22 protein-coding genes are annotated in these 24,421 nt (G+C 66.9%); 15 read left to right on the top strand and 7 right to left on the bottom strand.

The features are described from left to right. Positions 1-17: 17 nt before the first annotated feature. Positions 18-968, bottom strand: a complete 951-nt coding sequence (locus Q9R47_RS22865; protein WP_311235413.1) for a LysR family transcriptional regulator — start codon at positions 966-968, stop codon at positions 18-20. A gap of 94 nt (positions 969-1,062) precedes the next feature. Between Q9R47_RS22865 and Q9R47_RS22860 the strand changes: the two genes are divergently transcribed. The 4 genes from Q9R47_RS22860 (at position 1,063) to Q9R47_RS22845 (ending at position 4,456) form a co-directional block, all read left to right on the top strand. Then, positions 1,063-1,908, top strand: coding sequence for an ureidoglycolate lyase (locus Q9R47_RS22860; RefSeq protein WP_311235412.1), 846 nt, complete (start codon positions 1,063-1,065; stop codon positions 1,906-1,908). A gap of 12 nt (positions 1,909-1,920) precedes the next feature. Continuing rightward, positions 1,921-2,682: an SDR family NAD(P)-dependent oxidoreductase gene (locus Q9R47_RS22855; protein WP_311235411.1), complete on the top strand. Its 762-nt coding sequence runs from the start codon at positions 1,921-1,923 to the stop codon at positions 2,680-2,682. A 68-nt stretch (positions 2,683-2,750) separates the two neighbouring features. Then, positions 2,751-3,722, top strand: a complete 972-nt coding sequence (locus Q9R47_RS22850; RefSeq protein WP_311235410.1) for a tripartite tricarboxylate transporter substrate binding protein — start codon at positions 2,751-2,753, stop codon at positions 3,720-3,722. Beyond that, entirely contained in the window at positions 3,719-4,456 is a 738-nt protein-coding gene (locus Q9R47_RS22845; RefSeq protein WP_311235409.1) for an SDR family oxidoreductase, read from the top strand. Before Q9R47_RS22850 ends, Q9R47_RS22845 begins: the two co-directional genes overlap by 4 nt. Before the next feature lie 25 nt (positions 4,457-4,481). Here Q9R47_RS22845 and Q9R47_RS22840 read toward each other — a convergent pair whose 3' ends face one another. Then, on the bottom strand, positions 4,482-6,560 hold the full coding sequence (locus Q9R47_RS22840; protein ID WP_311235408.1) for a molybdopterin oxidoreductase family protein: 2,079 nt from the start codon (positions 6,558-6,560) through the stop codon (positions 4,482-4,484). Positions 6,561-6,689: 129 nt separating this feature from the next. Here Q9R47_RS22840 and Q9R47_RS22835 point away from each other — a divergent pair, with 129 nt between their 5' ends. Further along, positions 6,690-7,832: an ABC transporter substrate-binding protein gene (locus Q9R47_RS22835; protein ID WP_311235407.1), complete on the top strand. Its 1,143-nt coding sequence runs from the start codon at positions 6,690-6,692 to the stop codon at positions 7,830-7,832. Between the two features lie 130 nt (positions 7,833-7,962). On the opposite strand, the gene Q9R47_RS22830 is transcribed toward Q9R47_RS22835, so the two are convergent. The 3 genes from Q9R47_RS22830 to Q9R47_RS22820 form a co-directional block, all read right to left on the bottom strand. Then, positions 7,963-8,913: a hypothetical protein gene (locus Q9R47_RS22830; protein ID WP_311235406.1), complete on the bottom strand. Its 951-nt coding sequence runs from the start codon at positions 8,911-8,913 to the stop codon at positions 7,963-7,965. Positions 8,914-9,156: 243 nt separating this feature from the next. After that, entirely contained in the window at positions 9,157-10,101 is a 945-nt protein-coding gene (locus Q9R47_RS22825) for a tripartite tricarboxylate transporter substrate binding protein (protein WP_311235405.1), read from the bottom strand. Between the two features lie 303 nt (positions 10,102-10,404). Next, positions 10,405-11,337, bottom strand: coding sequence for a LysR family transcriptional regulator (locus Q9R47_RS22820; protein WP_311235404.1), 933 nt, complete (start codon positions 11,335-11,337; stop codon positions 10,405-10,407). Positions 11,338-11,622: 285 nt separating this feature from the next. Here Q9R47_RS22820 and Q9R47_RS22815 point away from each other — a divergent pair, with 285 nt between their 5' ends. From Q9R47_RS22815 to Q9R47_RS22785, 7 genes are read left to right on the top strand one after another with little or no spacing between them, the layout of a single operon-like run. Beyond that, positions 11,623-13,971, top strand: coding sequence for a type VI secretion system tip protein TssI/VgrG (locus tag Q9R47_RS22815; protein ID WP_311235403.1), 2,349 nt, complete (start codon positions 11,623-11,625; stop codon positions 13,969-13,971). Between the two features lie 16 nt (positions 13,972-13,987). Next, a complete protein-coding gene (locus tag Q9R47_RS22810; RefSeq protein ID WP_311235402.1) occupies positions 13,988-15,130 on the top strand; it encodes a DUF2169 domain-containing protein in 1,143 nt (380 codons plus the stop codon). Next, entirely contained in the window at positions 15,123-16,667 is a 1,545-nt protein-coding gene (locus tag Q9R47_RS22805) for a PAAR-like domain-containing protein (RefSeq protein ID WP_311235401.1), read from the top strand. Before Q9R47_RS22810 ends, Q9R47_RS22805 begins: the two co-directional genes overlap by 8 nt. Positions 16,668-16,676: 9 nt before the next feature. After that, complete coding sequence (locus tag Q9R47_RS22800) at positions 16,677-17,117, top strand: hypothetical protein (protein WP_311235400.1); 441 nt, start codon at positions 16,677-16,679, stop codon at positions 17,115-17,117. After that, the gene (locus tag Q9R47_RS22795; protein ID WP_311235399.1) at positions 17,117-17,575 is read left to right on the top strand and encodes a hypothetical protein; all 459 of its coding nucleotides are present in this window, start codon (positions 17,117-17,119) and stop codon (positions 17,573-17,575) included. Before Q9R47_RS22800 ends, Q9R47_RS22795 begins: the two co-directional genes overlap by 1 nt. 19 nt (positions 17,576-17,594) lie before the next feature. Then, the gene (locus Q9R47_RS22790) at positions 17,595-18,149 is read left to right on the top strand and encodes a hypothetical protein (protein ID WP_311235398.1); all 555 of its coding nucleotides are present in this window, start codon (positions 17,595-17,597) and stop codon (positions 18,147-18,149) included. Between the two features lie 12 nt (positions 18,150-18,161). Next, positions 18,162-18,782: an AP2/ERF family transcription factor gene (locus tag Q9R47_RS22785; RefSeq protein ID WP_311235397.1), complete on the top strand. Its 621-nt coding sequence runs from the start codon at positions 18,162-18,164 to the stop codon at positions 18,780-18,782. Here the strand turns inward: Q9R47_RS22785 and argE are convergent. Beyond that, on the bottom strand, positions 18,730-19,902 hold the full coding sequence (argE, locus tag Q9R47_RS22780; RefSeq protein ID WP_311235396.1) for an acetylornithine deacetylase: 1,173 nt from the start codon (positions 19,900-19,902) through the stop codon (positions 18,730-18,732). The genes Q9R47_RS22785 and argE overlap by 53 nt on opposite strands. 79 nt (positions 19,903-19,981) lie before the next feature. On the opposite strand from argE, the gene Q9R47_RS22775 reads away from it, so the two are divergent. Both Q9R47_RS22775 and Q9R47_RS22770 read left to right on the top strand, forming a co-directional pair. Continuing rightward, positions 19,982-21,208 carry a M20 aminoacylase family protein gene (locus Q9R47_RS22775; RefSeq protein ID WP_311235395.1) on the top strand — a complete coding sequence of 409 codons (1,227 nt, stop codon included), beginning with the start codon at positions 19,982-19,984 and terminating at the stop codon, positions 21,206-21,208. A gap of 5 nt (positions 21,209-21,213) precedes the next feature. Beyond that, a complete protein-coding gene (locus Q9R47_RS22770; protein ID WP_311235394.1) occupies positions 21,214-22,317 on the top strand; it encodes a M14 family metallopeptidase in 1,104 nt (367 codons plus the stop codon). A gap of 123 nt (positions 22,318-22,440) precedes the next feature. On the opposite strand, the gene Q9R47_RS22765 is transcribed toward Q9R47_RS22770, so the two are convergent. Then, on the bottom strand, positions 22,441-22,647 hold the full coding sequence (locus Q9R47_RS22765) for a hypothetical protein (protein ID WP_311235393.1): 207 nt from the start codon (positions 22,645-22,647) through the stop codon (positions 22,441-22,443). 35 nt (positions 22,648-22,682) lie between these two features. Here Q9R47_RS22765 and Q9R47_RS22760 point away from each other — a divergent pair. Further along, positions 22,683-24,421, top strand: a 1,739-nt coding sequence (locus tag Q9R47_RS22760) for a methyl-accepting chemotaxis protein (protein ID WP_311235392.1), incomplete at its 3' end; no start/stop codon positions are given.

The raw sequence follows: 24,421 nt of genomic DNA, 5'->3' as shown, positions 1-24,421 counted from the left end.
CCCCGGGGCGCGGGCGATCAGCCATCCTGCCCGGCGCCCCGGCCGGCGGCGCGGCGCAGGCACTGCACCAGCATCGCCGCCGCGGGCGTGAGGCGCGCGCCGCGGCGGGTGACGATGCCGAAGGCCTCGTGGCGCGAGCCGATGGCCAGCGGCAGCCGCCGCGCGATGCCGTGCTCTTCGCAGAAGTCCATGGTCGCCGACGACATCAGCGCCACCAGCTGCGGGTCTTCCTTGAGCATCAGCATGGTGGCCAGCGACGACGAGGTCTCGATCGGGTAGGGCGGCAGCTCCAGCCCGGCTTCGCGGAATTCGCGCTCCAGCAGCTTGCGCAGCGGCATGTTGCCCGGGTAGAACACCCAGCGGCAGCGGGCCAGCTGCGCGAGCGTCACGCGGCGCGACTTCGCCAGTGCATGCTGCGGGCCCACGGCGACTGCCACCGCCTCGTCCATCAGCTCTTCGTAGTCGAACTGCTCCACGTTGCTGGACACGGTGGTGCGGCCGACGGCCAGGTCGAGCCGGCCTTCGTTGATCGCGTCGAGCAGCTCCAGGCTGGTGCTTTCCCGGATCTCGATGGAGAGCGCGGGCTGCGTGCGCCGCAACTCGGACACCGCGGCGACCAGCACCGAATGCAGCGCCCCGGTGATGGCGCCCACCGCCACCCGGCCGCCGCTGCCGCGCAGCACGCCGTTCATTTCCTCGCGCAGGTGCTCCAGGTCGGCGCCCACCAGCCGCGCATGGCGGATCAGGCACAGGCCCAGTTCGTTGGGCCGCACGCCCTGCTTGGTGCGCACGAAGAGTTCGGCGCCGAAGGTGGATTCGACCTCGCGCAGCGCCTTGGTGAGGCCGGGCTGCGTCATGCCCAGGCGCTCGGCGGCGCGGTGCAGGCTGCCGCATTCTTCCAGCGCCACCAGCAGCCCGAGATGCCGGAAGCGCAGGCGCGACGTGATCGACGAGAGGCTGGGTATCACGGTGATTCCTCGGGGCTATCACCCCATGCGAAGCTTTCACTATGCAGCAATCCGGCCGGGCCGGAGAATCCGCGGCAACACAAGGAGACATGCGATGAAGTTGCTGCGTTTCGGCCCTCCGGGCCAGGAAAAGCCCGGCCTGCTCGACGCCCAGGGCGTGGTCCGCGATCTGTCCGCCCATGTGCGCGACATCGACGGCGATGCGATCGGGCCGGATGCATTGGCCCGGCTGCGTGCCATCGACCCGGCCACGCTGCCGGCCGTGCCCGGCAACCCCCGCATCGGCGCCTGCGTGGGCCGCATCGGCAAGTTCGTCTGCATCGGCCTCAACTACGCCGACCACGCCGCCGAATCCAACATGCCGATCCCGAGCGAACCCATCGTCTTCAACAAATGGACCTCCGCCGTGGTGGGCCCGAACGACGACGTGAAGATCCCGCGCGGCTCGGAGAAGACCGACTGGGAGGTGGAGCTGGGCGTGGTGATCGGCACGGCCGCGAGCTACGTGGAAGAGGCCGATGCCCTGCAATACGTGGCCGGCTACTGCGTGGTCAACGACGTCTCCGAGCGCAACTACCAGCTCGAGCGCGGCGGCTCCTGGGACAAGGGCAAGGGCTGCGACACCTTCGGCCCCACCGGCCCCTGGCTGGTGACGGCCGACGAGGTGCCCGATCCGCATGCGCTGGGCATGTGGCTGGAGGTCGATGGCCGCCGCTACCAGAACGGCAGCACCCGCACCATGATCTTCAACGTGCCGCAGCTGGTGTCCTACCTCAGCCGCTTCATGACGCTGCAGCCCGGCGACGTGATCTCCACCGGCACGCCGCCCGGCGTGGGCATGGGCATCAAGCCGCAGCCGGTGTACCTGCGCCCCGGCCAGACCATGCGGCTGGGGATCGAGGGGCTGGGCGAGCAGTGCCAGAAGACCGTCGCTGCCTGACGGAGCATCGCGATGATCCAGTACGACTACGACGGCCGCACCGCGGTCGTGACGGGCGGTGCCCAGGGCATCGGCTTGGCCATCGCCCGGCGCCTGCTGGCGGGCAACGCGAAGGTCTGCCTGTGGGACCGGGACGCCGAGGCCATCGCCGCCGCGCGGCAGGCGCTGGCCGGCGCCGGTGCCGAGGGGGCATTGAGCGGCGTGACGGTGGACGTGACCGAGTTCGCGCAGGTCGAAGCCGCGGTCTCCCGCACCGAGAGCCTCTCGGGCCCCATCGCCATGCTGGTGCACGGCGCCGGCATCGCGGGCGCCAACCTGCCGCTGGGCGACTACCCGCTCGATGAATGGCGCAAGGTACTGTCGATCAACCTCGACGGCGCCTTCCACGTCAACAAGGCGGTGGTGCCGGGCATGGTGGCGCGCGATTACGGGCGCGTGGTCAACATCGCCTCCATCGCGGGCAAGGAGGGCAACCCCAACGCCTCGGCCTACAGCGCCTCCAAGGCCGGCGTGATCGCGCTCACCAAGAGCCTGGGCAAGGAGACGGCGGCCCGCAACGTCGCCATCAACGCCATCACCCCGGCGGCGGCACGCACCCGGATCTTCGAGCAGATGTCGCAGCAGCACATCGACTACATGCTCTCGAAGATTCCGCGCGCGCGGTTCGTCGAGGTGGACGAGGTGGCGGCGATGGTGGCCTGGCTGGTGTCCGAAGAGAACTCGTTCACCACCGGCGCGGTGTTCGATCTTTCCGGCGGCCGGGCCACCTACTGACGCGCCCTTCCTCCGGCGCGCCGGCACATCCCCAAAAAAGCACACAACAGAGCACAGGAGACAACGGCATGCATCCCAACAGACGCCAGCTCATCGCCTCGGCCTGCGCGGTGGCCCTCGGCGGCACGTCCGCCCTCGCGCGCGCCAGCGGCTATCCCGGCAAGCCCATCGAACTGATCGTGCCGGTCGCGGCCGGCGGCGGCACCGACATCGTCGGGCGGGCCTTCGCCGAGGTGGGCAAGAAGTACCTGCCGCAGCAGCCGATGGTGGTGGTCAACAAGCCCGGCGCGAGCGGCGCCATCGGCACGGCCGAACTGATCAACGCCAAGCCCGACGGCTACAAGATCGGCATCGTGATCTGCGAGCTCACGATCATCCCGAACCTGGGCATCACCAAGTACACCGCGGCCGACCTGCGGCCCATCGCGCGGCTCAATGCCGATCCGTCGGCGATCACGGTGCGGGCCGATGCGCCCTGGCAGACGATCGAAGAATTCATCGCCGACGCGCGCAGGCGCAAGGACCCGGTGTCCATCGCCAACGCGGGCGTGGGCTCCATCTGGCACATGGCGGCGGCGGCGTTCTCTGAAAAACTCTCGCTGCCGGTGAACCACGTGCCCTTCCTGGGCGCGGCGCCGGCGGCGGTGGCGCTGCTGGGCGGCCATGTGGATGCCCTCGCGGTGAGCCCGGGCGAGGTGGCGCCGCACGTCGCCGCCGGCAAGATGCGGACCCTGGCCGTGATGGCGGACCAGCGGGTGGGCGGGCTGTTCGAGAAGGTGCCGACGCTCAAGGAACGCGGCATCGACCTCTCCATCGGCGTATGGCGCGGCCTGGCCGTGCCCAAGGCCACGCCGCAGGACATCGTGGACACCCTGGGCACCGTCGCGGCCAAGACGGCCGACGACGCCGCGTTCCGCGAGGTGCTCGCCAAGGCGAACCTGGGCTGGGCCTATGCCGACGCGGCGGCGTTCCAGAAGGTCATCGACAAAGACCGCGCCTTCTACGCCGAGCTGGTGCCCCGGCTGGGGCTGCAGAAATGAAGCGGCTCGCCGGAAAGACCGCGGTCGTCACCGCGGCGGGGCAGGGCATCGGCCGGGCCACCGCGCTGGCCATGGCCCGAGAGGGCGCCCAGGTGTGGGCCACAGACCTGCGCGCCGACCTGCTGGCCACGCTGGACGGCACGGACGGCATCCGTACCGCGGTGCTCGACGTGCTCGACCGGGCGGCCATCGACGCCTTCTTCGCCACGCTGGAGCGGATCGACGTGCTGTTCAACTGCGCGGGCATGGTGCATGCCGGGACCGTGCTGCAGGCGAGCGACGACGACTGGGCGCTGGCGATGGACCTGAACGTGCGCTCGCAGTTCTGGACGATGCGGGCCGTGCTGCCCCGCATGGTGCAGGCGGGCGGCGGCAGCATCGTCAACATGGCCAGCGTGGCGAGTTCGGTCAAGGGCCTGCCCGGGCGCTGCGTCTACGGCGCGAGCAAGGCCGCGGTCATCGGGCTGACCAAATCGGTCGCGGTGGACTTCGTGGGCGCGGGCGTGCGGTGCAACAGCGTCTCTCCCGGCACGGTGGACACGCCCTCGCTGGCCGACCGCATCGCCGCCACGGGCGATGCCGAGAACGCCCGCCGGGCGTTCGTGGCCCGGCAGCCGATGGGCCGGCTCGCGACGGCCGAGGAGATCGCCCCGCTGGTGGTGTTCCTGGCCAGCGACGAATCCTCGTTCGTCACGGGCCAGAACTACGCCGTCGACGGCGGGATAACCATCTGATCGCAGCTCCTGCGCCGAAGGCGACTCAGGGGAGAGTCAAACTCTCCACCTCCACCGCGCAGTCGTAGAACGTCGGCGCCGCCCCCAGGTCCGTCAGCGCCTGCCCCGTCACCTCGTTCACGTTCGTGCCCTGCAGGCCGAACTTGCGCCACCAGATGCCCAGGCCGTGCACCACGCCAGGGCGCGCGCGGCCGTTGAGCGACACGCGGCAGGCATAGCTGCCGCGGTCGTTGAACACGCGCACGGGGATGCCGTCGGCGATGCCGCGCGCGGCGGCGTCGTCCGGGTGCATTTCCAGCAGCGGTTCGGTCTCGATGTTGCGCAGGCTCGTGACGTTCACGAACGTGGAGTTCAGGAAGTTGCGCGCGGGCGGCGAGATCATCGCGAGCGGGTAGCGCGCGCCCGGCTGCGCGGGCTCGCGGTTCGGCAGGTAGTCGGGCAGCGGATCGAGCCCCTGCGCGGCCAGCCGCTCGCTGTGGAACTCGCAGCGGCCCGAGGGCGTCGGGAAGCCGCCTTCGGCGAACGGCGCGTCGGGAATCGCCAGCGTGGCGAAGCCGGTGTCCAGCAGCTGCTGGAAGTCCACGTGCGCGCCGTAGGCCTGCCGGCAGAGGTCTTCGTCGCTGTCGGCGAAGCAGGGCTCGGTGAAGCCCAGGCGCGCGGCCAGTTCGCGGAACACCTGGGTGTTGGGCCTGGCCTGGCCGAGCGGCGCCACGGCCGGCCGGTTCAGCAGCACGTCGGTGTGGCCGTACGCCACCTGGATGTCCCAGTGCTCCAGCTGCGTGGTGGCGGGCAGCACGTAGTCGGCGTAGTCGGCCGTGTCGGTCTGGAAGTGCTCCAGCACCACGGTGAACAGGTCGTCCCGCGCGAAGCCGCGCACCACCTTGGCGGATTCCGGCGCCACGGCCACCGGGTTGCTGTTGTAGACCACCACGGCCTCGATGCGCGGGCCGAACTCCGGGGATGCGGCGCGCAGCAGGTCGTCGCCGATGGTGGACATGTTGATGGTGCGTGGGCGCACGCCCGCGGGGATCAGGTCCGGCCGGTGCAGCGCTGTACGCTGCACGGGGAACTGCCCCGAGCTGGAGAGCAGCAGTCCGCCCGCGCGGTGCCGCCAGGCGCCCACGAGCGCGGGCAGGCAGGCCACGGCCCGCGTGGCGTTGCCGCCGCCGCGTGCGCGCTGCATGCCGTAGTTGAGGCGGATGGCCGCGGGCTTCGTGGTGCCGTAGTCGCGCGCGAGCTGGCGGATCTGCTCCACCGGCAGGCCGCAGACCGCCGCGGCGCGCTCGGGCGGCCAGGCGAGCGCCCGCTCGCGCAGGCCCTCCCAGCCCACCGTGTGGCGCGCGATGTAGTCGTGGTCCAGCCAGTCGTGCACGATCAGCTCGTGCATCAGCGCCAGGGCCAGCGCGGCATCGGTGCCGGGCAGCAGTTGCAGGTGCTCATGGCACTTGTCGGCGGTCTCGGTGCGGCGGGGGTCGATGCACACCAGCCGGGCACCGGCGCGCTTGGCCTGCTGCGCATAGCGCCAGAAATGCAGGTTGCTGCCGATCGAATTGCTGCCCCAGACGATGATCAGCTGCGACTCGGCGAAATGCTCCACCTTCATGCCCACCTTGCCGCCCAGCGTCTGGTTCAGGCCCTCGCCGCCGGCCGCGGCGCAGATGGTGCGCCCGAGCAGCGAGGCGCCCAGGCGGTGGAAGAAGCGCCGGTCCATGCTCTCGCCCTGCACCAGCCCCATGGTGCCCGCATAGCTGTAGGGCAGCACGGCCTGCGGATCGCGCGCCGCGATGGCGGAGAGGCGCGCCGCGATGTCCGTGAGCGCCTCGTCCCAGCCCACGGGCTCGAACTGCCCGCTGCCCTTGGGGCCCGTGCGCCGCAGCGGGGTCAGCAGGCGTTCCGGGTGGTTGGTGCGTTCGGCATAGCGCGACACCTTGGCGCACAGCACGCCGTCCGTGTGGGAATGGGCGGGATTGCCCTGCACGCGGACGGCCACGCCGTTGTCCACGGTGGTGAGGAGCGCGCAGGTGTCGGGGCAGTCGTGGGGACAGGCACCGCGCACCTGGACAGGGGCTGCGGCAGAATCTGGAATGTGCGGGGAAGTTTCCATTGTGCGGGATCGGTCGATACACTGCCGCCCATGGCCGAGCCGGGCGCTTCGTCCGGCCGTCTGGGAGTCCGTGGGGTCTGCCTGTTTTCTGGGCAGATGGATGCGATGCAATACAGGGGGGATTTCACCATGAAGGATGGGTTTTGGGGGCGCCGGCGGTTTTCTGCCGGGCTGGCGGTGGCGGCGCTGTCGGGCGCGGGGCTGGCGCGTGCGCAGTCCGACGGGCCGATCGTGCTGGGCCAGTCCGCGCCGTTTTCGGGGCCGTCCGCGCAGCTGGGCATCCAGTTCCATGCGGGCGCCCGGCTGTACTTCGATGCGGTCAATGCCCAGGGCGGCATCGGCCACCGGCCGGTGCAACTGCTCACGCTGGACGACGGCTACGAGCCCGACCGTTGCGTGGCCAACACGCGCAGGTTCATCGACCAGGAGGTGCTGGCCCTGTTCGGCTACGTGGGCACGCCCACCAGCCTGGCCGCATTGCCGCTGTTCACGCAGGCCCGGGTGCCGTTCTTCGCGCCGTTGACGGGCGCAGAGGGGCTGCGCCAGCCCTTCAACCGGCTGGTCTTCCACGTGCGCGCCTCCTACGACGCCGAGACGGCGCTGATCGTGCAGCAGCTCACGCACCTGGGGCTGCACCGGATCGGCGTCTTCCACCAGGACGATGCCTACGGCAAGGCGGGGCTCGAAGGGGTCGCCCGCGCCCTGGCGGCAAAGAACCTGCAGCCGCACGCCACGGGCACCGTGCCCCGCAACTCGGTCGACGTGGCCGAGGCCGTGGAAAAACTCGTGGCCGCCCGGCCGGAAGCGATCGTGCAGGTCTCCACCTACTCGGCGAGCGCGGCCTTCGTGCGCGCCGCGCGCAAGGCCGGCTACGGCGGCACGTTCTACAACCTCTCGTTCGTGGGCGCGCAGGCGCTGGCCGATGCGCTGGGCCGCGACGCGGCGGGGGTCGTCGTCTCCGAGGTCATGCCGTCGCCCTACCAGACCAAGCGGCAGATCGTGCGCGATTTCCGGGAGGCGATCCGCAAGGGCGGCAACAAGGTCCAGGCCAACTATTCGAGCATCGAAGGCTATGTGGCGGCGCGCGTGTTCACCGAGGGCCTGCGGGAGGCCGGCAGCCGGCCCACGCGCGAATCCCTCGTCGCCGGGCTGGAATCGCTCGGCACCACGAACGTGTCGGGCTACCCGGTCAGCTTCGGACCGAACAGCCACCAGGGATCGCGGTTCGTCGAGTTGTCGATGCTGACGGGCGACGGTCGCGTGAAGACCTGAAGACGTGAAGACGTGATGGAGTCCGAAGGGCTCAGATCCTTTTCTTTTAAGGTCTTCGGACCGTCATTCGCTGGAGTTCCGCGGCAGTCGCTCCGCGATCGCGAGCCAGGAAAGCCATCGACGGGAGGGGTCAGACCACTTTGCCACTCCTGGACTGCGCCGCCACAGGCTGCGATAGCAGCAGGCGCCGCGCTTTCACCACGGCACTCCCGCCTTGCGCCGACGGCGCGCTCGGGCCATCCACCAGCGCTACGTGCGCGAGGTCCAGCATCGCAGCGCAGGCGGCGCGTATTCCCTGATACTGGGCCGGCTCGATTCGAGCATACACATCCTCGTCCGATGGCCTGCCGTCTGCGCTCGAGTGCTGCACGTCCAGCGCGGACAGCATGCATTTCCCGAGCGGGTCCAGCCGGGCCGACAGTTGCGACAGCATCCAGGCGGTTTCCTGCAAGCGCAGATCCAGTGCGAGCAGAGCGTCTGCCATGCATTGGATCTGATGCTGAGTGTCTTGCAAGCTTCCTGCAAAGGCCGTGCTGCGCGAATCTTCGGGTTGATCGCGCGGACCCGTGGGGCTTCGGCCCAGGTCGCTCAGGGCCTGCAGCAGCGGTGTGTCAATGACGCCGCCGAACACCTGCCACTCCCGCGTGAGGTACCGGGGCACACGCCCACATGCGATCCACAGGAGAGTTACGTTCTGTGCGGCCTGTGCAAATTCTTCGCGCTCCACGCCCATCCCGCAGGCCACCTGGGACGTGGCGGCCAGGCTATGCCATCCGTACTCCAGCACCCCGCTGGCCCAGTGCGCAGCGGCACGGTCGCCCTCCGTGAACAGGCCCTGCAGCGGCCCGCGCGGCCATCGGTCCGCGACCTTCAGAAGCCGGGATGCGGTGACGCCGATGGCACGCAGCCGGGCCATGGCCGCCATCTGCGAGCGGGTCTCCAGCGTGCACCGCACCGTCTCCAGTGCTTGCGCGACATGCAGCATGTGCTTGCGTGCCGCCGGGTGGCGGAGATGCCCCAGCAGAGAGAGTGGTGCGATGGCGGAGGCCAGCGCCTCATGGGTGTCGATGGGTGCTTGCATGGTGTATGTCTCCTTCCTGATGATGTTGCTCAGTGCGGCGCGGCCCTCCCGCACGCGCGAGGCCACCCCTGCCCCGAACGGGTATGCAATATGAAAATGGGAATGCCCGGCCGCAGGCGCGGGCGATGTGTTAGCGCTGGCCGTCGCCCACGGCGATGCGGTCGGCGCGCAGGCCGCTCCATCGCTCATGCACTGCCAAGGCGATCATGCGGAGGTTCAGCATGTGTCGGCCCTTTTGAATCATTAGGGCGTAACCCCGGCATCCCGCGCGACCGCGCCCCATTTGTCGATCTCGTCGGCGAGAAACCGGCCGAACTCTTCTGGCGAGGACGGCCGTGCGGTAAGACCCGCGGTGGCGAGGCGTTGCTGCAGGGCGGGATCGACGAGCACGTCGCGCAATGCGGCATTGAGGTGTTTAACGATGTCTGGCGGGGTGTCTGCAGGAGCCGCCAGGCCGACCCAACTGGACAGGTCGTAATCCTTGAGCCCTTGCTCCGCGAGCGTCGGAACGTCCGGAGCCAGGGGGGTTCGCTGTGCGGTCGTGACGCCCAGCGCCACGACCCGCCCCGCGCGTACCGCCTGCAGGCTGTTGAGCACATCGGCGATCGTGAAGTCGATCGTCCCACCGATCAAATCTGTCACAGCGAGGTTGTTCCCCTTGTAGCCCACCGCGGTGGCGGTAACGCCTGCCAATGACAGGAAGCGTGCCGCCTTCAACTGACTGCTTCCCGATCCGTATCCATAGGAGAGCTTATCTGGATGTGCCTTTCCGTACGCGACTAACTCCCGCACCGTCCGGATCGGCAAAGATTTGCTTGAAACCAACAGGAAGGGCAATTCTGCGATCAGGGAAATCGGTGTGAAGTCTTTTCGGGGATCGTAGGGCGGCGTCTTCATCGTCGCCAGATTGCTCGCCCCATTGGTAACCCCCACCAGAAGCAGCGTGTAGCCATCAGGCGCTGCCCGCACCATGGCCATGGTGCCAACCACCGCGCTGCCGCCGGGCTGGTTGTCCACAACGATGGGCTGCTTCAAGCGGGTCGCCATGGCCTCGGCGAGCGCGCGGGATACCACATCGCTAGTGCTGCCTGCAGGCATCGGCACTATTAATCGGACAGGCTTGTCCGGATAGGCTGTTGCCATGAGAGGGGCTGCGGTAATGAGCGATGCGATGATTATTTTCTTCATAGTTCCTCCCAGATATTGATCTTGCTTCCGATGCATCAACGGCAGTACGGTCAGGGCTCTGATTCGCTCCCTCATGAGCGAATCAAGGCCGCTATGAGTTCGCATGGACTCGCCTGATGTGTGTTGTGGATATGGCGAAGCCAAGACCACGTGCGACATGACGAGACGAATGCATGGTCGAGATGTTATGCCGGCTGGCGGAATATGACGTTTGCGCAATCTTCGGCAGGGTATGCACGCTGGTTAAATGGATAGGGCGTTTCTGTGCTTTTAAACAATTTTTTATGAGTCACATAAGCATCTTCATAGGCTGTAGCTTTTGGAAGACGCGACTCCCAAGCGATCTTCCACGGCTTGCTCTTTCAGCGCGTAGATAAACGGGGCTATGTACGGGCGCGCAACGCCGAGCGAAGAGCGCACTACCGCAGGGGTCAAGGAAATGTCCTCGACGAGGGGCACAATTCGTAACTGTTGCGGCGTCAACTCCTGTGCCGTGAATTCGTCCACCAGCGCCACATGGGAACCCGCTGCGGCAAGAGCGCATGCGACGTTCGTTTGCCAGATGTGGACACACACGTTCAGGGCAACGCCAAGCTCGTCTAGGGCGGCTTCGATCAGTTGGCCGCCTGGATTGCTCGGGGGCGGGGCAACAACGGGGATATTGACGAGGTCCCGCAAGCTGATCCGCTCTTGGGAGGCAAGCGGATGGTCGATGGGCATGACACATACGACCCGGCCGGAAGTGACTACCTCGACTTCCAGATTGACATGCTCCAGCGGCATAAGTGCGATGGCAAGGTCTACTTGGTTGCTCAGCAGCATGCGCGGCATTTCAGCAAGCGTGCAGACTCGAAGTTGCATCTGCACTTTTGGGTAGCGTGCCAGGAAACGCGCAACGGCTCTCGCGGTCAATCCATTAGACAGGCAAGCACTTGAGCAAATGTTCAGGGAGCCTGCGGATCCGTTGCGGAGGCGGGCGGCCAGATCGTTCACTTGGAGCGCGTGCAGGTAACACGACTCCACTTCCACTTCGGCGATCAGAGCCTTCGCTTCTTCGGTTGGACACAGCCGGCCTTTGACGCGATCGAAAAGTGGATAGCCCAAACACTGCTCCGTGTGGGCGATGCCGCGGCTGACGGCCGGCTGCGACATTGCAAGCAGCTTTGCCGCCCCCTTCACCGATCCGGCCAGCATCACGGCCCGAAAAACCTCCATCTGACGCAAACGAAACTGCATATCCTTCTCCTTGAATTAACTCATCCTTGGAGATTGGTGGCACGACGAGTCGGAATGAAAAAAATATATTTATCCATTGAATAAATTTCCGCATACGATATTTCCTCTAATAGACGTGAGGAAGGCGCGTTCGATCTTCTGACGCTGGCATGGTGGCAAGGACGTAGGGAAAACATTTACAAACAATTTGCCCCTTGTAGGAGGCTGTCCAAGCCGATCCGGCCGACCTATGATTTCGACCGTTCTGACTTAACTCGGCAGCACGCCTGCTGCCCACAAGAAGCAATGACACGCCGCGTCACCATCCGGACGCCCCTGGGAGAGCAGCTGCATTTCCGGCAGTTGCGGGGCAGCGAGGAGTTGAGCCAGCTTTTCTCCTTCGACATCGATCTGCGCTCGGAGAGCCAGGGCATCGATCCCAAGGCGTTGCTGGGCAAGACGGCGACGGTGGAAATCGAGACGCAGGGCGGCGGCAAGCGCTATCTGGACGGCTTGGTCACGCGTTTCGGCATGCAGGGGCAGGACCACCGGTTCTACTCGTACCACCTGCGCCTGCAGCCCTGGCTCTGGGTGGCCACGCGGCGGCAGGATTTCAAGATATTCCAGTTCAAGACCGTCCCGCAGATCGTGGAAGAGGTTTTGAGCCGCTATGGATATCCGCTGCAGATGAAGCTCACGCGCAGCTACCGCAGTTGGGATTACTGCGTGCAATATGGCGAGAGCGATTTCGACTTCGTCTCGCGGCTTTTGGAACATGAAGGCGCGTATTACTACTTCCAGCACGCGAGCGGCCAGCACACCCTGGTGATCGCCGACGACATCGTCGCCTGCCACGATCCCTTGCCGGGCGCGGCCACCATCCCGTTCTACCCGCCCGAGAAATCCGCCACGGCCGACCGCGAGAACATCCACGCGTGGAGCCTGGGCGAGGAGATCAAACCGGGCCGGTACTACAACGACGACTACGACTTCAAGAAGCCCCGTTCGGACCTCTCCAACATGCGCCAGCAGCCGCCGGGCCATGCGCACGATGCGTACGAGATCTACGAGTGGCCCGGCGGCTACGTGCAGCATGGCGATGGCGAGCAATACGCACGTGTTCGCCTGCAGGAAGGGTTGACGGGACACAGCACCGTCAAGGGCGAATCCCGCCACAGGAGCTTGGCCCCTGGCTACACCTTCAATCTGGAGAACTATCCGCGCGGCGACCAGAACCGCCAGTACCTCATCACCGGGGTGAACTACCACCTGCACGAGAATCCCGGCAGTTCATCCATCAACAGCGCCAAGCCCGGCCAAGCGCTGCAGCACAACGAGGAAAACGGCTCGTTCCAGAGGTTCAGCCTGACGGCCCAGCCGACGAGCCTGCCGTATACCCCTGCGAGAAAGACACCCAAACCCCGCACCACTGGCCCGCAAACCGCTGTAGTGGTCGGCCCGGCGGGCGAAGAGATCTGGACGGACGAGTACGGCCGCATCAAGGTGCAGTTCCACTGGGACCGGCTGGGCGCCATGGACGAGCACTCCAGTTGCTGGGTGCGCGTGGCGACGAGCTGGGCCGGCTCAGGATTCGGGGCAGTCTCCATCCCCCGCATCGGCCACGAAGTGGTGATCGATTTCCTGAACGGCGACCCGGACTACCCGATCGTCACGGGCAGCGTCTACAACGCCGCCAACATGCCGCCCTGGGCCCTGCCGGGCAACGCCACGCAGTCCGGCATCAAGACGCGATCGAGCAAGGGCGGCGCCGCCGGCGACGGGATGAAGAACGGAGGCGGCGACGCCAACGCGATCCGCTTCGAGGACAAGAAAGGCGCGGAGCAATTGTGGCTGCACGCGCAGAAGGACCAGCTCGTCGAAGTGGAGAACGATGAGGACCATTGGGTAGGTCAGGATCGCCGCAAGACGATCGACCGGGACGAGACGAACGTCATCCACCGCGACCGTACGGAGACCGTCGACCGCAACGAGAAGATCACGGTGCACGGCTGGCGCACCGAAGAAGTCGATGGCGACGAGACCATCACGATCCACTCCAACCGCAAGGAGCGGGTCGATCACGACGAGACCATCAGCATCGGTGACAACCGCGACGAGACGGTGGGTATCAACGAAGACGTCCGCATCGGCAGGAACCGCACAAAGCACATTGGGCGCAACGAAACCGACTCCATCGCGAAGAACTGGACCACCAGTGTCGGGCTGCTCAAGACCGAGACCATCGGCGTCGGCTGCATCCAGACCACGGGCGTCTTCAAGATGGCCAACGTCGGCGTGGCCTACAACCTCAACGTGGGCATCACGATGCTGACCAACGTGGGCATGAACCGCAGCGACACCATCGGGATGGAACACACCCACACGGCGGGCAAGAAATATGCGCTCACCGTGGGTGGTGGCGGCGGAGCCGCGGCCGGCGCGGTCGCCAAGAACATCACCGCGCCTTCCGGCGGCGCGGGGAGCAAGAAGGGCTCCAGCCTCGTCATGGACGAAACCAGCATCACCCTCAAAGTGGGCAAGTCGGTGCTGGAGATGAAGGATGACGGCACGGTCAGCGTCAACGGCAAGCTCATCCAGATCACGGCCGATGGCGACAACGTGGTGATCCAGGGCGAAGACATCCACCTGAACTGATTCGCCCTGGACTGGCATGGACGTCGAAAACCACAGCCCGTTCCCGCACATGGTCATCGAGAAAGCGACTACCCAAGGCCGCTACTTCGATGTCGTCATCGTCGCGGGCAGCTTCACCCTCGCGCACGGGCAGCCCGTGCTGGCCATGGATGAGCAGATGCCCATCCAGTGCGTGGACCGTTATGTCGGCGCGCCCGAGAGCACGCCGTTCCTGGAAGAAACCCACCTCGTCGTCGGCAAACAGCGCACCGACGTGCACGTGCTCGGCCACGCCCGGCCCGTGGACGGCAAGCCAGCAACGCACTGGCCCATCGGCGTGCGCGTCGGCCCGATCACCAAGACGGCGCTGGTCACCGGCCTGCGTGCATGGCACTGGACGCCCTTGCGGGGGTGGCACCTGACGAAGCCCGAGGCGACGACCGCCGTGCCCCTGCACGCCGGCATGGCGTATGGCGGCGCGGTGCGCCGGGCGCGCTATCGCGGGCCGGCCACCGACGACATCCACGACGAACAGGCATTCGACACCTACGAGCTCAATCCTGTGGGCCGGGGCTATGTGGGCGAGGCCGATCTGGACCGAGCCCAGTTCTATCTCGCACCGCAGATCGAGGACGTGCAAAAGCCGCTGCGCGACATCCGCGAGCGGCTCGCGCCCGTCTGCTTTGGCCCGGTACCTCGCTGGAACCCGCAGCGTGCCCGCTATGCTGGAACCTACGACGACGCGTGGCGCGCGGAGCACTTCCCGTTCCTGCCGCCAGACTTCGATTTCGCGTTCTACCAGTCCGCGCAGCCCGATCTGATCGCCCCCGGCTGGCTGAAAGGCGACGAGCCCATCACCCTGATCGGCTGCGACGCCACGGGCCGCATCGACACCCAGCTGCCGGGCATCGACCTCCTGGCGCTTCTCACCGACGAGGAAGGGCTGACCCAGCCCACACCGCTGCGGCTGGACACGGTGACGATCGACCTCGACGCGCAATCGGTGCAACTGGTCTGGCGCCGCGCCGTCCCCAAGGAATGGGGCCTGCGCAAGGTGATGCTGGCGGCCATCCCTGCCGGGCCGGCGCAGCGCGGCGCCGTGCAGCCCATTCACATCCATCGCGATCGCGATCGCGATCGCGATCGCAACCGCACTCCCGCGGAGGTGCCTGGTGGCTGAGAAACACATCGCCAACGTGGAGGCGCAGTGGAAGGCCGTCTGCACCACGCCGGACGTGTGCAAGGTGGGCAAGAAACCCGTGCCGTTCGACTCCTACCGGGACCTGTCGAACGAACTCAAGGCCTCGCCGAACGTATATGCGCGTGGCACGCACGTGTACCGCCTGACCGACTGGGTGCGCGGCACGAACGGCAATGCGGGCAAGGGTGTCGTGTCGCAGACGTCCCAGCAGCCGGGGCACGTGCGGCTGGTCGGCGACGACACGCGCGTGAAGGTCAACGGGCTGGTCTGCGCGCGCCACGACACGGTGGTGGAAATGAACGTCGGGCCCGGCGGGCCCAACACCGTGGGCAAGCTGGTGACGAGCCAGGGCGCGCCGGCCGGCCTGGTCGAGAACGGCAAGCTGCCCTGCAACGACCCGCCCAAGACCTCCCCGCAGTTGGAGAAACTGCAGGGCTACAAGGAGAAGCTGAGCTTCATGGACCCTCACCAACTGGACGAGTACGTCCGGTTCGGGGACCTCAACCAGATGGCGGATGAAGGCATCGCCGCAATCGACGTGAAGGACGAAGGCGGCTGGTCCACCGCAGGCAACGTAGGAGCCCAGGTGACGCGTGGCGCGCTGGGTTTCGTTAAAGACATCGGCTTAGGGCTGGGGCAGCTCGTCTATACCGCAGGAAAGTACGGCAACCCGGCGGGCATGATCCACGGCAGCCTAGATGCGCAGATCCTTGCAGAACAGATCCGGTTGGGAAATATCTGCCTGGAAAGCCTCAAGCAGGCGGCGAAGACTGCAGGCCACGAACTCGCCAAGCCCGTGACGGATGCCTGGGAAAAGGGCAACTATGTGGAAGCCGTGACCCGGGCGGGGCTGGAAATAGGAAGTCTGGTGCTGGCAGTAGGGAGCGTTGCCAAACTGGGCCAGGGCGCAAAAGTCGCGGAAGTCGCAGGCGCTGGCGCCAAGGCGGGAGAAGCGGCTACTGCGGGCGGGAAGGCCGCGGAGGCGGCTGGTGCAGGTGTAAAGGCTGCCGAGGATCTGTCAGCTGCTGGCAAAGCGGCTGACGCGGCCAAAACGGGTGAGGCGGCTGGAGTTCCCGTAGAAGTAGGCCAAACCGTCACGAAAAGCGGCAGGACGGTCAAGGTATTCTCCACGAAGAATTGGAATGGCGTAAAGATCAAAGCGCGGAGCCTGCGAGAGCTTTTTCTTGGAAAGACTCCTGGAAAGAATACCAAGACGGGGAGGGAAGTTATTGAAAGAATGGAGAAGGAAGGAAAAATTAGAGAAAACGCCATCACGGGAGAAAAGGAGTTTCAAGCTTCCGATAGCCAGTGGTATGATATGAGCAAGGCTGACATGGCTCATCATCCGAGGGATGCAGTGTCTTGGTGGAATCAAGAGGGTAGGAATTACGGCGCTAGATCTCCCGAAGTTCGAGAGTTTATGACAAACTCGAATAATTATATTCTGGACCATCAGTCTATAAATCGGTCGGCAGGAGCCAGGTTGAATGAAACCTATAACCTGCCATTGAAATAGAGGAATAAAATGCCTGTGCAAAAGCTCCCTTCTGAAGTTTATGAAGTGATGGTTGAAAACGGTAAGGCTTACCGAAGTGCCAAGGCTTCGGAAAACTACGTCCTTGCGGAAGAGAAATTATTGGATACGTGGAAGAAATTTCCGGAGCCGAAGCATCTTTGGGACTCTTCCCAAAGCCTAATAAAAGCGATTTCATCATTTTACTGGGAGCAGAGAAAATTTGCTGATGCGGAGAAGTGGGCGAAAGAGCTTTTTCATTGCGAACTATTGCCTGGCGATGCTGAGCCTTACATCATCGTTGGCAAGATTTACTTCGAGGCTGGAAGCCAGGGTCTTGCGGCGCAAAACTTGATCAAAGCATATGAGCTGGGTGGGCGTAGGGGGTATTCTGGTGAAGATCCAAAATATCTGAAATTCGCCTTAGATCAGATGAAGAAGGCGAGCAAATAATGGCAGAAGTCGATTTCGACGATGATGACGGGCCGCAGTTGCCCGACTACATCCATCAAAAGATCACGGCGCTGTCGGAAAAGGCCAACGAAGCGTTGGAGAGCGGCAGGCCGTCGGCCGCGATCGAGCCTTTGAACCAAGCGCTGGACATGCTGCCCGAGCCCCAGCCCGATTGGGAGGCCTGGACTTGGCTCAATGGAACGTTGGGCGAGGCCTATTTCGATCTCGGCGACTTCAAGATGGCGAAGATTTCCTTCCTGGACGCCATGAGCGGACCGGATGGCATCGGCAATCCTTATCTGCTGCTGCGGGCAGGCCAGTCGCTGTTCGAATTGGGGGAGCTGGCGCAAGCCAGGCACATGCTCGCCCAGGCACACATGCAGGAAGGCGACGAGTTGTTTTCCGATGAAGACCCCAAGTACCTGGCTTTCCTGAACTCGGATCGCGGTCCGGCCTGATCGCCCCAGGAGTTGTCGCATGCCATTCCGGTTCGATCCACTGCCCGACATGCTGCTGCGCAACCTGGGCCGCTACAGCCGCCAAGAGCCGCTGCAGCGTGCCCTGCTGTCGCTGCAGCCTCCTGTGCGCGATCTCCGCCAGGGGCGCGATACGGACCCGTACCACGTCAGCGTGGAGTGTCTGGGGCTGGACCTCATGCTGCAGTGCATGGACCCCACCTTGCCCGACCATGAGCAGTTATGGGGGCTGCATGCCCTGACCTTTCACACTTCCATGTCCCGACCCATGCCATGGACCGGAGGTTGGCCCAAGGGGCTCGACGTTGCCACAGCCACCTCTCGCGACGTCGTGGCGGTGCTGGCGGAGAAGAACGATGAAGCGGCCCTGGCGTTGCCCGAGATGGCGTGCTTCCTGGTGCCCGGCTTTGACGGGCAGACCTGGGCCGCGCAATGCACGTTTGGCGGTCCGGCCAAGGTCCTGAAGACCATGACTCTGGTGCGCACCGGGGAATGGGTGGGCGCTTCTTGGCTTCCCCCGTTCAAGCCGGCAGGTACTGCGGTCCCTGCAGCATGATGGGACCCTAAAGTGGAAACGACAGACAAGAAGCGGTTTGTGGGTACCCCGAGTGCAGACGCGAATGACCGCGACCCTTTGCTACAGGGCAATTACGGCATCGCTCGCAGCATCGACAAACGCAGGGACACGTTTGCCTGGGTGGTGCGTCTCAGCCGGCAAGGGCGCGGCGTCGGCACTCGCTTCTTCTACGACCACGTCTACTGCAGCACTGAAGCGGCACTGCAGGCCGCCAAGCAGTATCGCAACGAGCTGCTGAAGCTGTATCCGCCTTTGTCCAGCCGCAGCTACCGCGAGAAGCTGCCCCCGCGCAATACCAGCGGTGTGGTGGGTGTGAGCCGTGACAACGGCAGGACGGGCTACTGGATGGCTTGTACGCGCCTGCGAGACGGAACGCTTTTGATCAAGCGTTTTTCCGTCAAACGCCATGGCGAGGAAGGCGCGAAACAACTGGCCATAGCCGAGCGGGAACGGCAATTGCAGCTAGTGGACTATCCCAAGCTCGTCGATCCGCAAGCCTTTCTTTTTTTCGATGAGCAGGCGAGCACGTCCGTCAACTGCCTTGCAGCGTCCGAGGGGACTAGTTCTGCCGCTTCCCCTCGAACTCCCGCGTCTGCGCCAGGCCGCGCATGAAGGCCTCGCAGCGCGCCAGCTGCTCCAGGCTCACGTATTCGTCGGGCTGGTGGGCCTGGCGGATGCTGCCCGGGCCGCAGACCACGGTGGAGATGCCGGCGTTCTTGAAGAGGCCCGCCTCGGTGCCGAAGGCCACCAGCGTGGTGCCGGCCTCGCCCGCGAGGCGCTGGGCCAGCCGCGTGACGGGGTCCTGCGCGCTGCCGAGGAAGCTCGGGATCTCGCAGATGGTGTCGAAGGTGATGCTCGCCTGCGGCGCCACCGCCTGCATCGCGGGTTCCAGGGATCGCGCATAGGCCACCACCTCGGCTTGCATGCGGGCCGCGTCGGCCGTGGGCAGGTCGCGGAATTCGTAGCGGAACTCCGCATCGCGCGGCACCACGTTGTCGGCGATGCCGCCGTGGAACTGGCCCACGCTGGCGGTGGAGAACGGCACATCGAAGCCGTCGAAGCGCGGCTCCTCGCGCTCGAAACCTTCGGCCATGTCGCGCACGCGACCGACCACGCGCGCGGCCATCTCGATCGCGTTCACCGAATGCGGCGTGAGCGAGGAATGCGCCTCCTTGCCGCGCACGCAGCAGCGGTAGCGGTACACGCCCTTGTGCGCGATGGCCGGCACCATGTCGGTGGGTTCGCCCACGATGCAGGCGAGCGGCCGCACGCCGGCCTCGCGCATGTCGGCGATGAGTTCGCGCGCGCCGAAGCAGCCGACCTCTTCGTCGTAGCTGAAGGCGTAGTGGATGGCGAAGGGCGCATCGCTTTCCAGGAACTGGCGCGCCTGCGACAGCGCGATGGCGATGAAGGCCTTCATGTCGGCGCTGCCCCGGCCGTAGAGCCGGCCGTCCTGCACGGTGGCCGAGAGCGGGTCCATGCTCCAGTCCTGCCCGTTCCAGGGCACGGTGTCGGTGTGGCCCGAGAGGATGATGCCGGCGGGCTTGCCCTCGCCGAGCGTCGCGAAGAGATTGGCCTTGGTCTTGCTTGCGTCGTAGGTCAGCCGGCATTCCACGCCGAGGCGCTCCAGTTCCGTGCGCACGAAGTCGATGAGTTCCAGGTTGGAGCGTTGGCTCACGGTGTTCATGCGCACCAGGGACTGGGCGAGCGAGAGGGCGTGTTCTGACAGCATCGTGGGGTGTGGAATAACCCTGTCTGGTGCGCATGCGGAGCCAGGGCTAGACTCTCCGCAACCTGAGGAAACACCCATTATGAAACTCATCGACTCCATCGTCACCGAGGCCGCGGGCATCGCCGCCGTGCGCCGCGACATCCACGCGCACCCCGAGCTCTGCTTCGAGGAAGTCCGCACGGCCGACGTCGTGGCCGCCAAGCTCGCCGAGTGGGGCATCGAGGTCCACCGCGGCCTGGGCAAGACGGGCGTGGTGGGCATCGTGCACGGCCGCGACGGCGGCGCCTCGGGCCGCGCGGTGGGCCTGCGCGCCGACATGGACGCGCTGCCCATCACCGAGTTCAACACCTTCTCGCACGCCAGCACGCACCCCGGCAAGATGCACGCCTGCGGCCACGACGGCCACACGGCGATGCTGCTCGGCGCGGCCCAGCATTTCGCGAAGCACCGCGATTTCGACGGCACCGTATACCTGATCTTCCAGCCGGCGGAGGAGGGCGGCGGCGGCGCGCGCGTCATGATCGAAGACGGCCTGTTCACGCAGTTCCCGATGGAGGCCGTGTTCGGCATGCACAACTGGCCCGGCATGCGCGCCGGCCAGTTCGCGGTGAGCCCCGGCCCGGTCATGGCCTCGTCCAACGAATTCAAGATCGTCATCCGCGGCAAGGGCAGCCACGCCGCCATGCCGCACATGGGCATCGACCCCGTGCCCGTGGCCTGCCAGATGGTGCAGGCGTTCCAGAACATCATCAGCCGCAACAAGAAGCCGGTGGATGCGGGCGTGATCTCGGTCACCATGATCCACACCGGCGAGGCCACCAACGTGGTGCCCGACAGTTGCGAACTGCAGGGCACGGTGCGCACCTTCACGCTGGAAGTGCTCGACATGATCGAGCAACGCATGAAGCAGGTGGCCGAGCACACCTGCGCCGCCCACGACGCCACGTGCGAGTTCGAGTTCCACCGCAACTACCCGCCCACCGTGAACGCGCCGGCCGAGGCCGCGTTCGCGCGCCGCGTGATGGAAGGCATCGTGGGCGCGGAGCACGTCTCCCCGCAGGAGCCGACCATGGGCGCGGAGGATTTCGCGTTCATGCTGCAGGCCAAGCCCGGCGCCTACTGCTTCATCGGCAACGGCGAAGGCACGCACCGCGAGATGGGCCATGGCGGCGGCCCCTGCACGCTGCACAACCCGAGCTACGACTTCAACGACGACCTGCTGCCGCTGGGCGCGACCTACTGGGTCGAGCTGGCCCAGCAGTGGCTGGCGGCGCCGCGCCCCGCCACCAGCGGCACGGCGGCCTGAGCGGGATGGCGGACACCACCGGGGCGTTTTCCTCCACCTATGCGCAGGCCCGGGCGCGGTTCCTGGGCGCCGCGGCGGACGCGGGCCTGCCCGTCGAATCGCATGCGCATCCGCTGCCGGGCCGCGAGGGCGAGGCGCTCGCCATGGACGTGGTGCGCGACGGGCCCGCCGATGCGCGCCGCCTGATCCTCTTGAGCAGTGCCTGCCACGGCGTGGAAGGCCACTGCGGCAGCGGCGTGCAGGTGGCCATGCTGCGCGACGCGGCCTGGCGCGACCGCGCGCGCGAGGCCGGCGTGGCGGTGCTCTACATCCACGCGCTCAATCCGCACGGGTTCTCGCACACGCGCCGCGCGACCCACGAGAACGTCGACCTGAACCGCAACTTCCACGACTTCTCGCAGCCCCTGCCGGCGAACGACGCCTACCGCGAGATCGCCGCGCTGCTGGTGCCCGACGAGTGGCCGCCCGGCCCGGACAACGAGCGCGCCGTGGCCGCGTTCATCGCCGGGCGCGGCGAGGCGGCCTGGCAGTCCGCCATCACGCGCGGGCAGCACGAATTCCCGGACGGGCTGTTCTTCGGCGGCACGGAGCCCACGTGGAGCAACCGCACGCTGCGGCAGGTGCTGCGCACGCACGGTGCGCAGGCCGCGCGCATCGCCTGGATCGACCTGCACACCGGCCTGGGCCCCAGCGGCCATGGCGAGCGCATCTACGCGGGCCGCGACGATGCGCAAGCCATCGGCCGGGCCCGCGCCTGGTGGGGCGGCGACGGGGCGACGCCCGTCACCTCGATCTACGACGGCACGTCCACCTCGGCCTTCCTCACCGGCCTGATGTGGAACAGCGTGTACGACGAATGCCCGGGGGCCGAGGTCACCGGCATCGCGCTCGAATACGGCACCGTGCCCATCCTCGACGTGGTGCAGGCCCTGCGCGCCGCCCACTGGCTGCGGCTGCATCCCGAGGCCCCTGCCGCGCAGGCCGAGGCGATCCGCGGGCAGGTGCTGGCGGCCTTCTACACCGACACGCCGGCGTGGCAGGCGCGCATCGTCGGGCAGGCCCGCGAGGCGCTCTTCCAGGCGGCCAAGGGTTTGGCCGGCCTGCCCTGAACGGCAGCGCCCCGGGCGGGCCCGACCGGGCCCGGCGCGCACGCCTGCCGGACAGCGCGGGGAGCGCATGTCCGACGCCGCTTTCCACTCCTGACGGGCGCGCGCCTCTGGCCTTTTTGCGCGTTATTGCAAACAATCGCTTTCATCAACCACATCGGCAGTGACCGTGGCGGGAGAGGCGCCATGGAGCAGAACGCGGCCGTACACCGTGAAGGGAGGCACCATGGCAGGGCAACAGAGGGCCAGCTGGACATTGGCACAGCGCCTGATGGCGATCAACACGCTCATCTTCCTGCTGCTCGCGGCGGGTGCCGTGTCCATCTGGATCATGATGGAGCGGCTCGGCAGTGACGCCGAGATCGTGCGTGCCTACAACGTTCCGCAGCTCCAGCGCATCGCGGAACTCGAACTCAACGTCACGCGCGTGTCGCTGCAGCTGCGGCACGCGATCCTCTCGCACGCCCGAGGAACTGAACGCCACCCTGGCCGACATCGCCGACAAGCGCGCGCAGCTGCAGAAGACGCTGAAGGACTTCGGCGACAACATGATCTCCGACGACGGCCGCCAGGCATTCGCGCCGCTGCCGGCGCTCATGGAGGATTTCTGGGCCATCGGCGGCCAGAACCTGCAACTCGTGCAGGCCGGCCGCAAGGACGAAGCGTTCGCCCTGCTGGTGGACCGCACGATCCCCGCGCGCAACCGCCTGCTCGCTCCGCTCGCCAAGGAGAAGGAGCGCCAGGGCGAGCGCCTGTCATCGCGCATCAACGAGGTGCAGGGCCTGGCCCGGACGGACCGCAACCTCGCCACCCTCGCGGTGCTGGCGGTGGTGGCCTGCCTCGGCGGGCTGGCGTGGTACCTGCGTTCCGTGGTGCGCCAGCTCGGCGGTGACCCGCCCGAACTCAAGCGCGTGGCGCTGGCCGTGGCCGAGGGCGACCTGGCCGTGGACGTGCCCGTGCGCGCCGGCGACGCCTCCAGCATCATGTCCGGCTTCGGCAGCATGCGCGAGCGGCTCTCGGCCGTGGTGACCACGGTGCGGTCGAGCGCGGAGCGCGTCTCGGACGCCAGCGGCGAGATCGCGGCGGGCAACCACGACCTGTCCTCGCGCACCGAGCGCCAGGCCTCGGCGCTGGAGCAGACGGCCGCGGCCATGGAGCAGCTCGGCTCGACCGTGCGGCAGAACGCCGAGAGCGCGCGCCGCGCCAACGAACTCGCCCTGGCGGCCTCCACCGTGGCCGCGGACGGCGGCGCCGTGGTCGCGCAGGTGGTGGACACCATGCGCGGCATCCAGGACAGCAGCCGGCAGATCGGCGACATCATCGGCGTGATCGACGGCATCGCGTTCCAGACCAACGTCCTCGCGCTCAACGCGGCCGTGGAGGCGGCGCGCGCGGGCGAGCAGGGCCGGGGCTTCGCCGTGGTGGCGTCAGAGGTGCGCACCCTCGCGCAGCGCAGCGCGACGGCCGCCAAGGAGATCAAGGAACTCATCACCGCGAGCGTCGAGCGCGTGGGCCGGGGCAGTGAACTCGTGGACCGGGCCGGGGCGACGATGACGGAGATCGTCGCCTCCATCCGCCGCGCGACCGATCTGATGGGCGAGATCAGCGCCTCCAGCGCCGAGCAGAGCCAGGGCGTGGACCAGATCGCCGAGGCCATCACCCACGTGGACCAGGCCACGCAGCAGAACGCCGCGCTCGTCGAGCAGATGGCCGCTGCGGCCAGCAGCCTGCAGGCGCAGGCGCAGGAACTGGTGCGTGCGGTGGAGGTGTTCCGGCTGGGAGGGCAGGCCGGACGGATGCCGGAGCGCGCGGCCACGGCCGGTGCCGTGGCCGGGTCCGCCGCGGGCGTGCGGTCCATGGCCGCCGCGCCGGCCCGGCCGGGGATCTCTACCCCCTCGCCGGTACCCGTGCGGCGGCCGCCCGCTGCCGCCATCGCGCCGCCCGCGCGAAAGCCGGCAAGCCCTGGCCCGGCCGTCTCCGCGTCCGCATCCGCGCCCGCACCCCCGCCCCCCCCCCCCCCCCCCCCCCCCCCCGCGGCCCCCCCCCCCCCCCCCCCCCCCCCCCCCCCGCCCCCCCCCCCCCCCCCCCCCCCCCCCCCCCCCCCCCC

Origin of the sequence: Acidovorax sp. PRC11, assembly GCF_031844105.1 — a bacterium.
Classification (GTDB): Bacteria; Pseudomonadota; Gammaproteobacteria; order Burkholderiales; family Burkholderiaceae_C; genus Paracidovorax.
This window is presented reverse-complemented; position numbering and strand designations above follow the sequence as displayed.

Coding starts and splice junctions, on each gene's coding strand:
- Q9R47_RS22835 (WP_311235407.1), top strand. CDS start 6,690: ATGAAGGATGGGTTTTGGGGGCGCCGGCGGTTTTCTGCCGGGCTGGCG.
- Q9R47_RS22795 (WP_311235399.1), top strand. CDS start 17,117: ATGGCAGAAGTCGATTTCGACGATGATGACGGGCCGCAGTTGCCCGAC.
- Q9R47_RS22790 (WP_311235398.1), top strand. CDS start 17,595: ATGCCATTCCGGTTCGATCCACTGCCCGACATGCTGCTGCGCAACCTG.
- argE (WP_311235396.1), bottom strand. CDS start 19,902: ATGCTGTCAGAACACGCCCTCTCGCTCGCCCAGTCCCTGGTGCGCATG.
- Q9R47_RS22810 (WP_311235402.1), top strand. CDS start 13,988: ATGGACGTCGAAAACCACAGCCCGTTCCCGCACATGGTCATCGAGAAA.
- Q9R47_RS22820 (WP_311235404.1), bottom strand. CDS start 11,337: ATGCAGTTTCGTTTGCGTCAGATGGAGGTTTTTCGGGCCGTGATGCTG.
- Q9R47_RS22845 (WP_311235409.1), top strand. CDS start 3,719: ATGAAGCGGCTCGCCGGAAAGACCGCGGTCGTCACCGCGGCGGGGCAG.
- Q9R47_RS22840 (WP_311235408.1), bottom strand. CDS start 6,560: ATGGAAACTTCCCCGCACATTCCAGATTCTGCCGCAGCCCCTGTCCAG.
- Q9R47_RS22825 (WP_311235405.1), bottom strand. CDS start 10,101: ATGAAGAAAATAATCATCGCATCGCTCATTACCGCAGCCCCTCTCATG.
- Q9R47_RS22800 (WP_311235400.1), top strand. CDS start 16,677: ATGCCTGTGCAAAAGCTCCCTTCTGAAGTTTATGAAGTGATGGTTGAA.
- Q9R47_RS22860 (WP_311235412.1), top strand. CDS start 1,063: ATGAAGTTGCTGCGTTTCGGCCCTCCGGGCCAGGAAAAGCCCGGCCTG.
- Q9R47_RS22855 (WP_311235411.1), top strand. CDS start 1,921: ATGATCCAGTACGACTACGACGGCCGCACCGCGGTCGTGACGGGCGGT.
- Q9R47_RS22850 (WP_311235410.1), top strand. CDS start 2,751: ATGCATCCCAACAGACGCCAGCTCATCGCCTCGGCCTGCGCGGTGGCC.
- Q9R47_RS22770 (WP_311235394.1), top strand. CDS start 21,214: ATGGCGGACACCACCGGGGCGTTTTCCTCCACCTATGCGCAGGCCCGG.
- Q9R47_RS22765 (WP_311235393.1), bottom strand. CDS start 22,647: ATGATCCAGATGGACACGGCACCCGCCGCGAGCAGCAGGAAGATGAGC.
- Q9R47_RS22815 (WP_311235403.1), top strand. CDS start 11,623: ATGACACGCCGCGTCACCATCCGGACGCCCCTGGGAGAGCAGCTGCAT.
- Q9R47_RS22830 (WP_311235406.1), bottom strand. CDS start 8,913: ATGCAAGCACCCATCGACACCCATGAGGCGCTGGCCTCCGCCATCGCA.
- Q9R47_RS22775 (WP_311235395.1), top strand. CDS start 19,982: ATGAAACTCATCGACTCCATCGTCACCGAGGCCGCGGGCATCGCCGCC.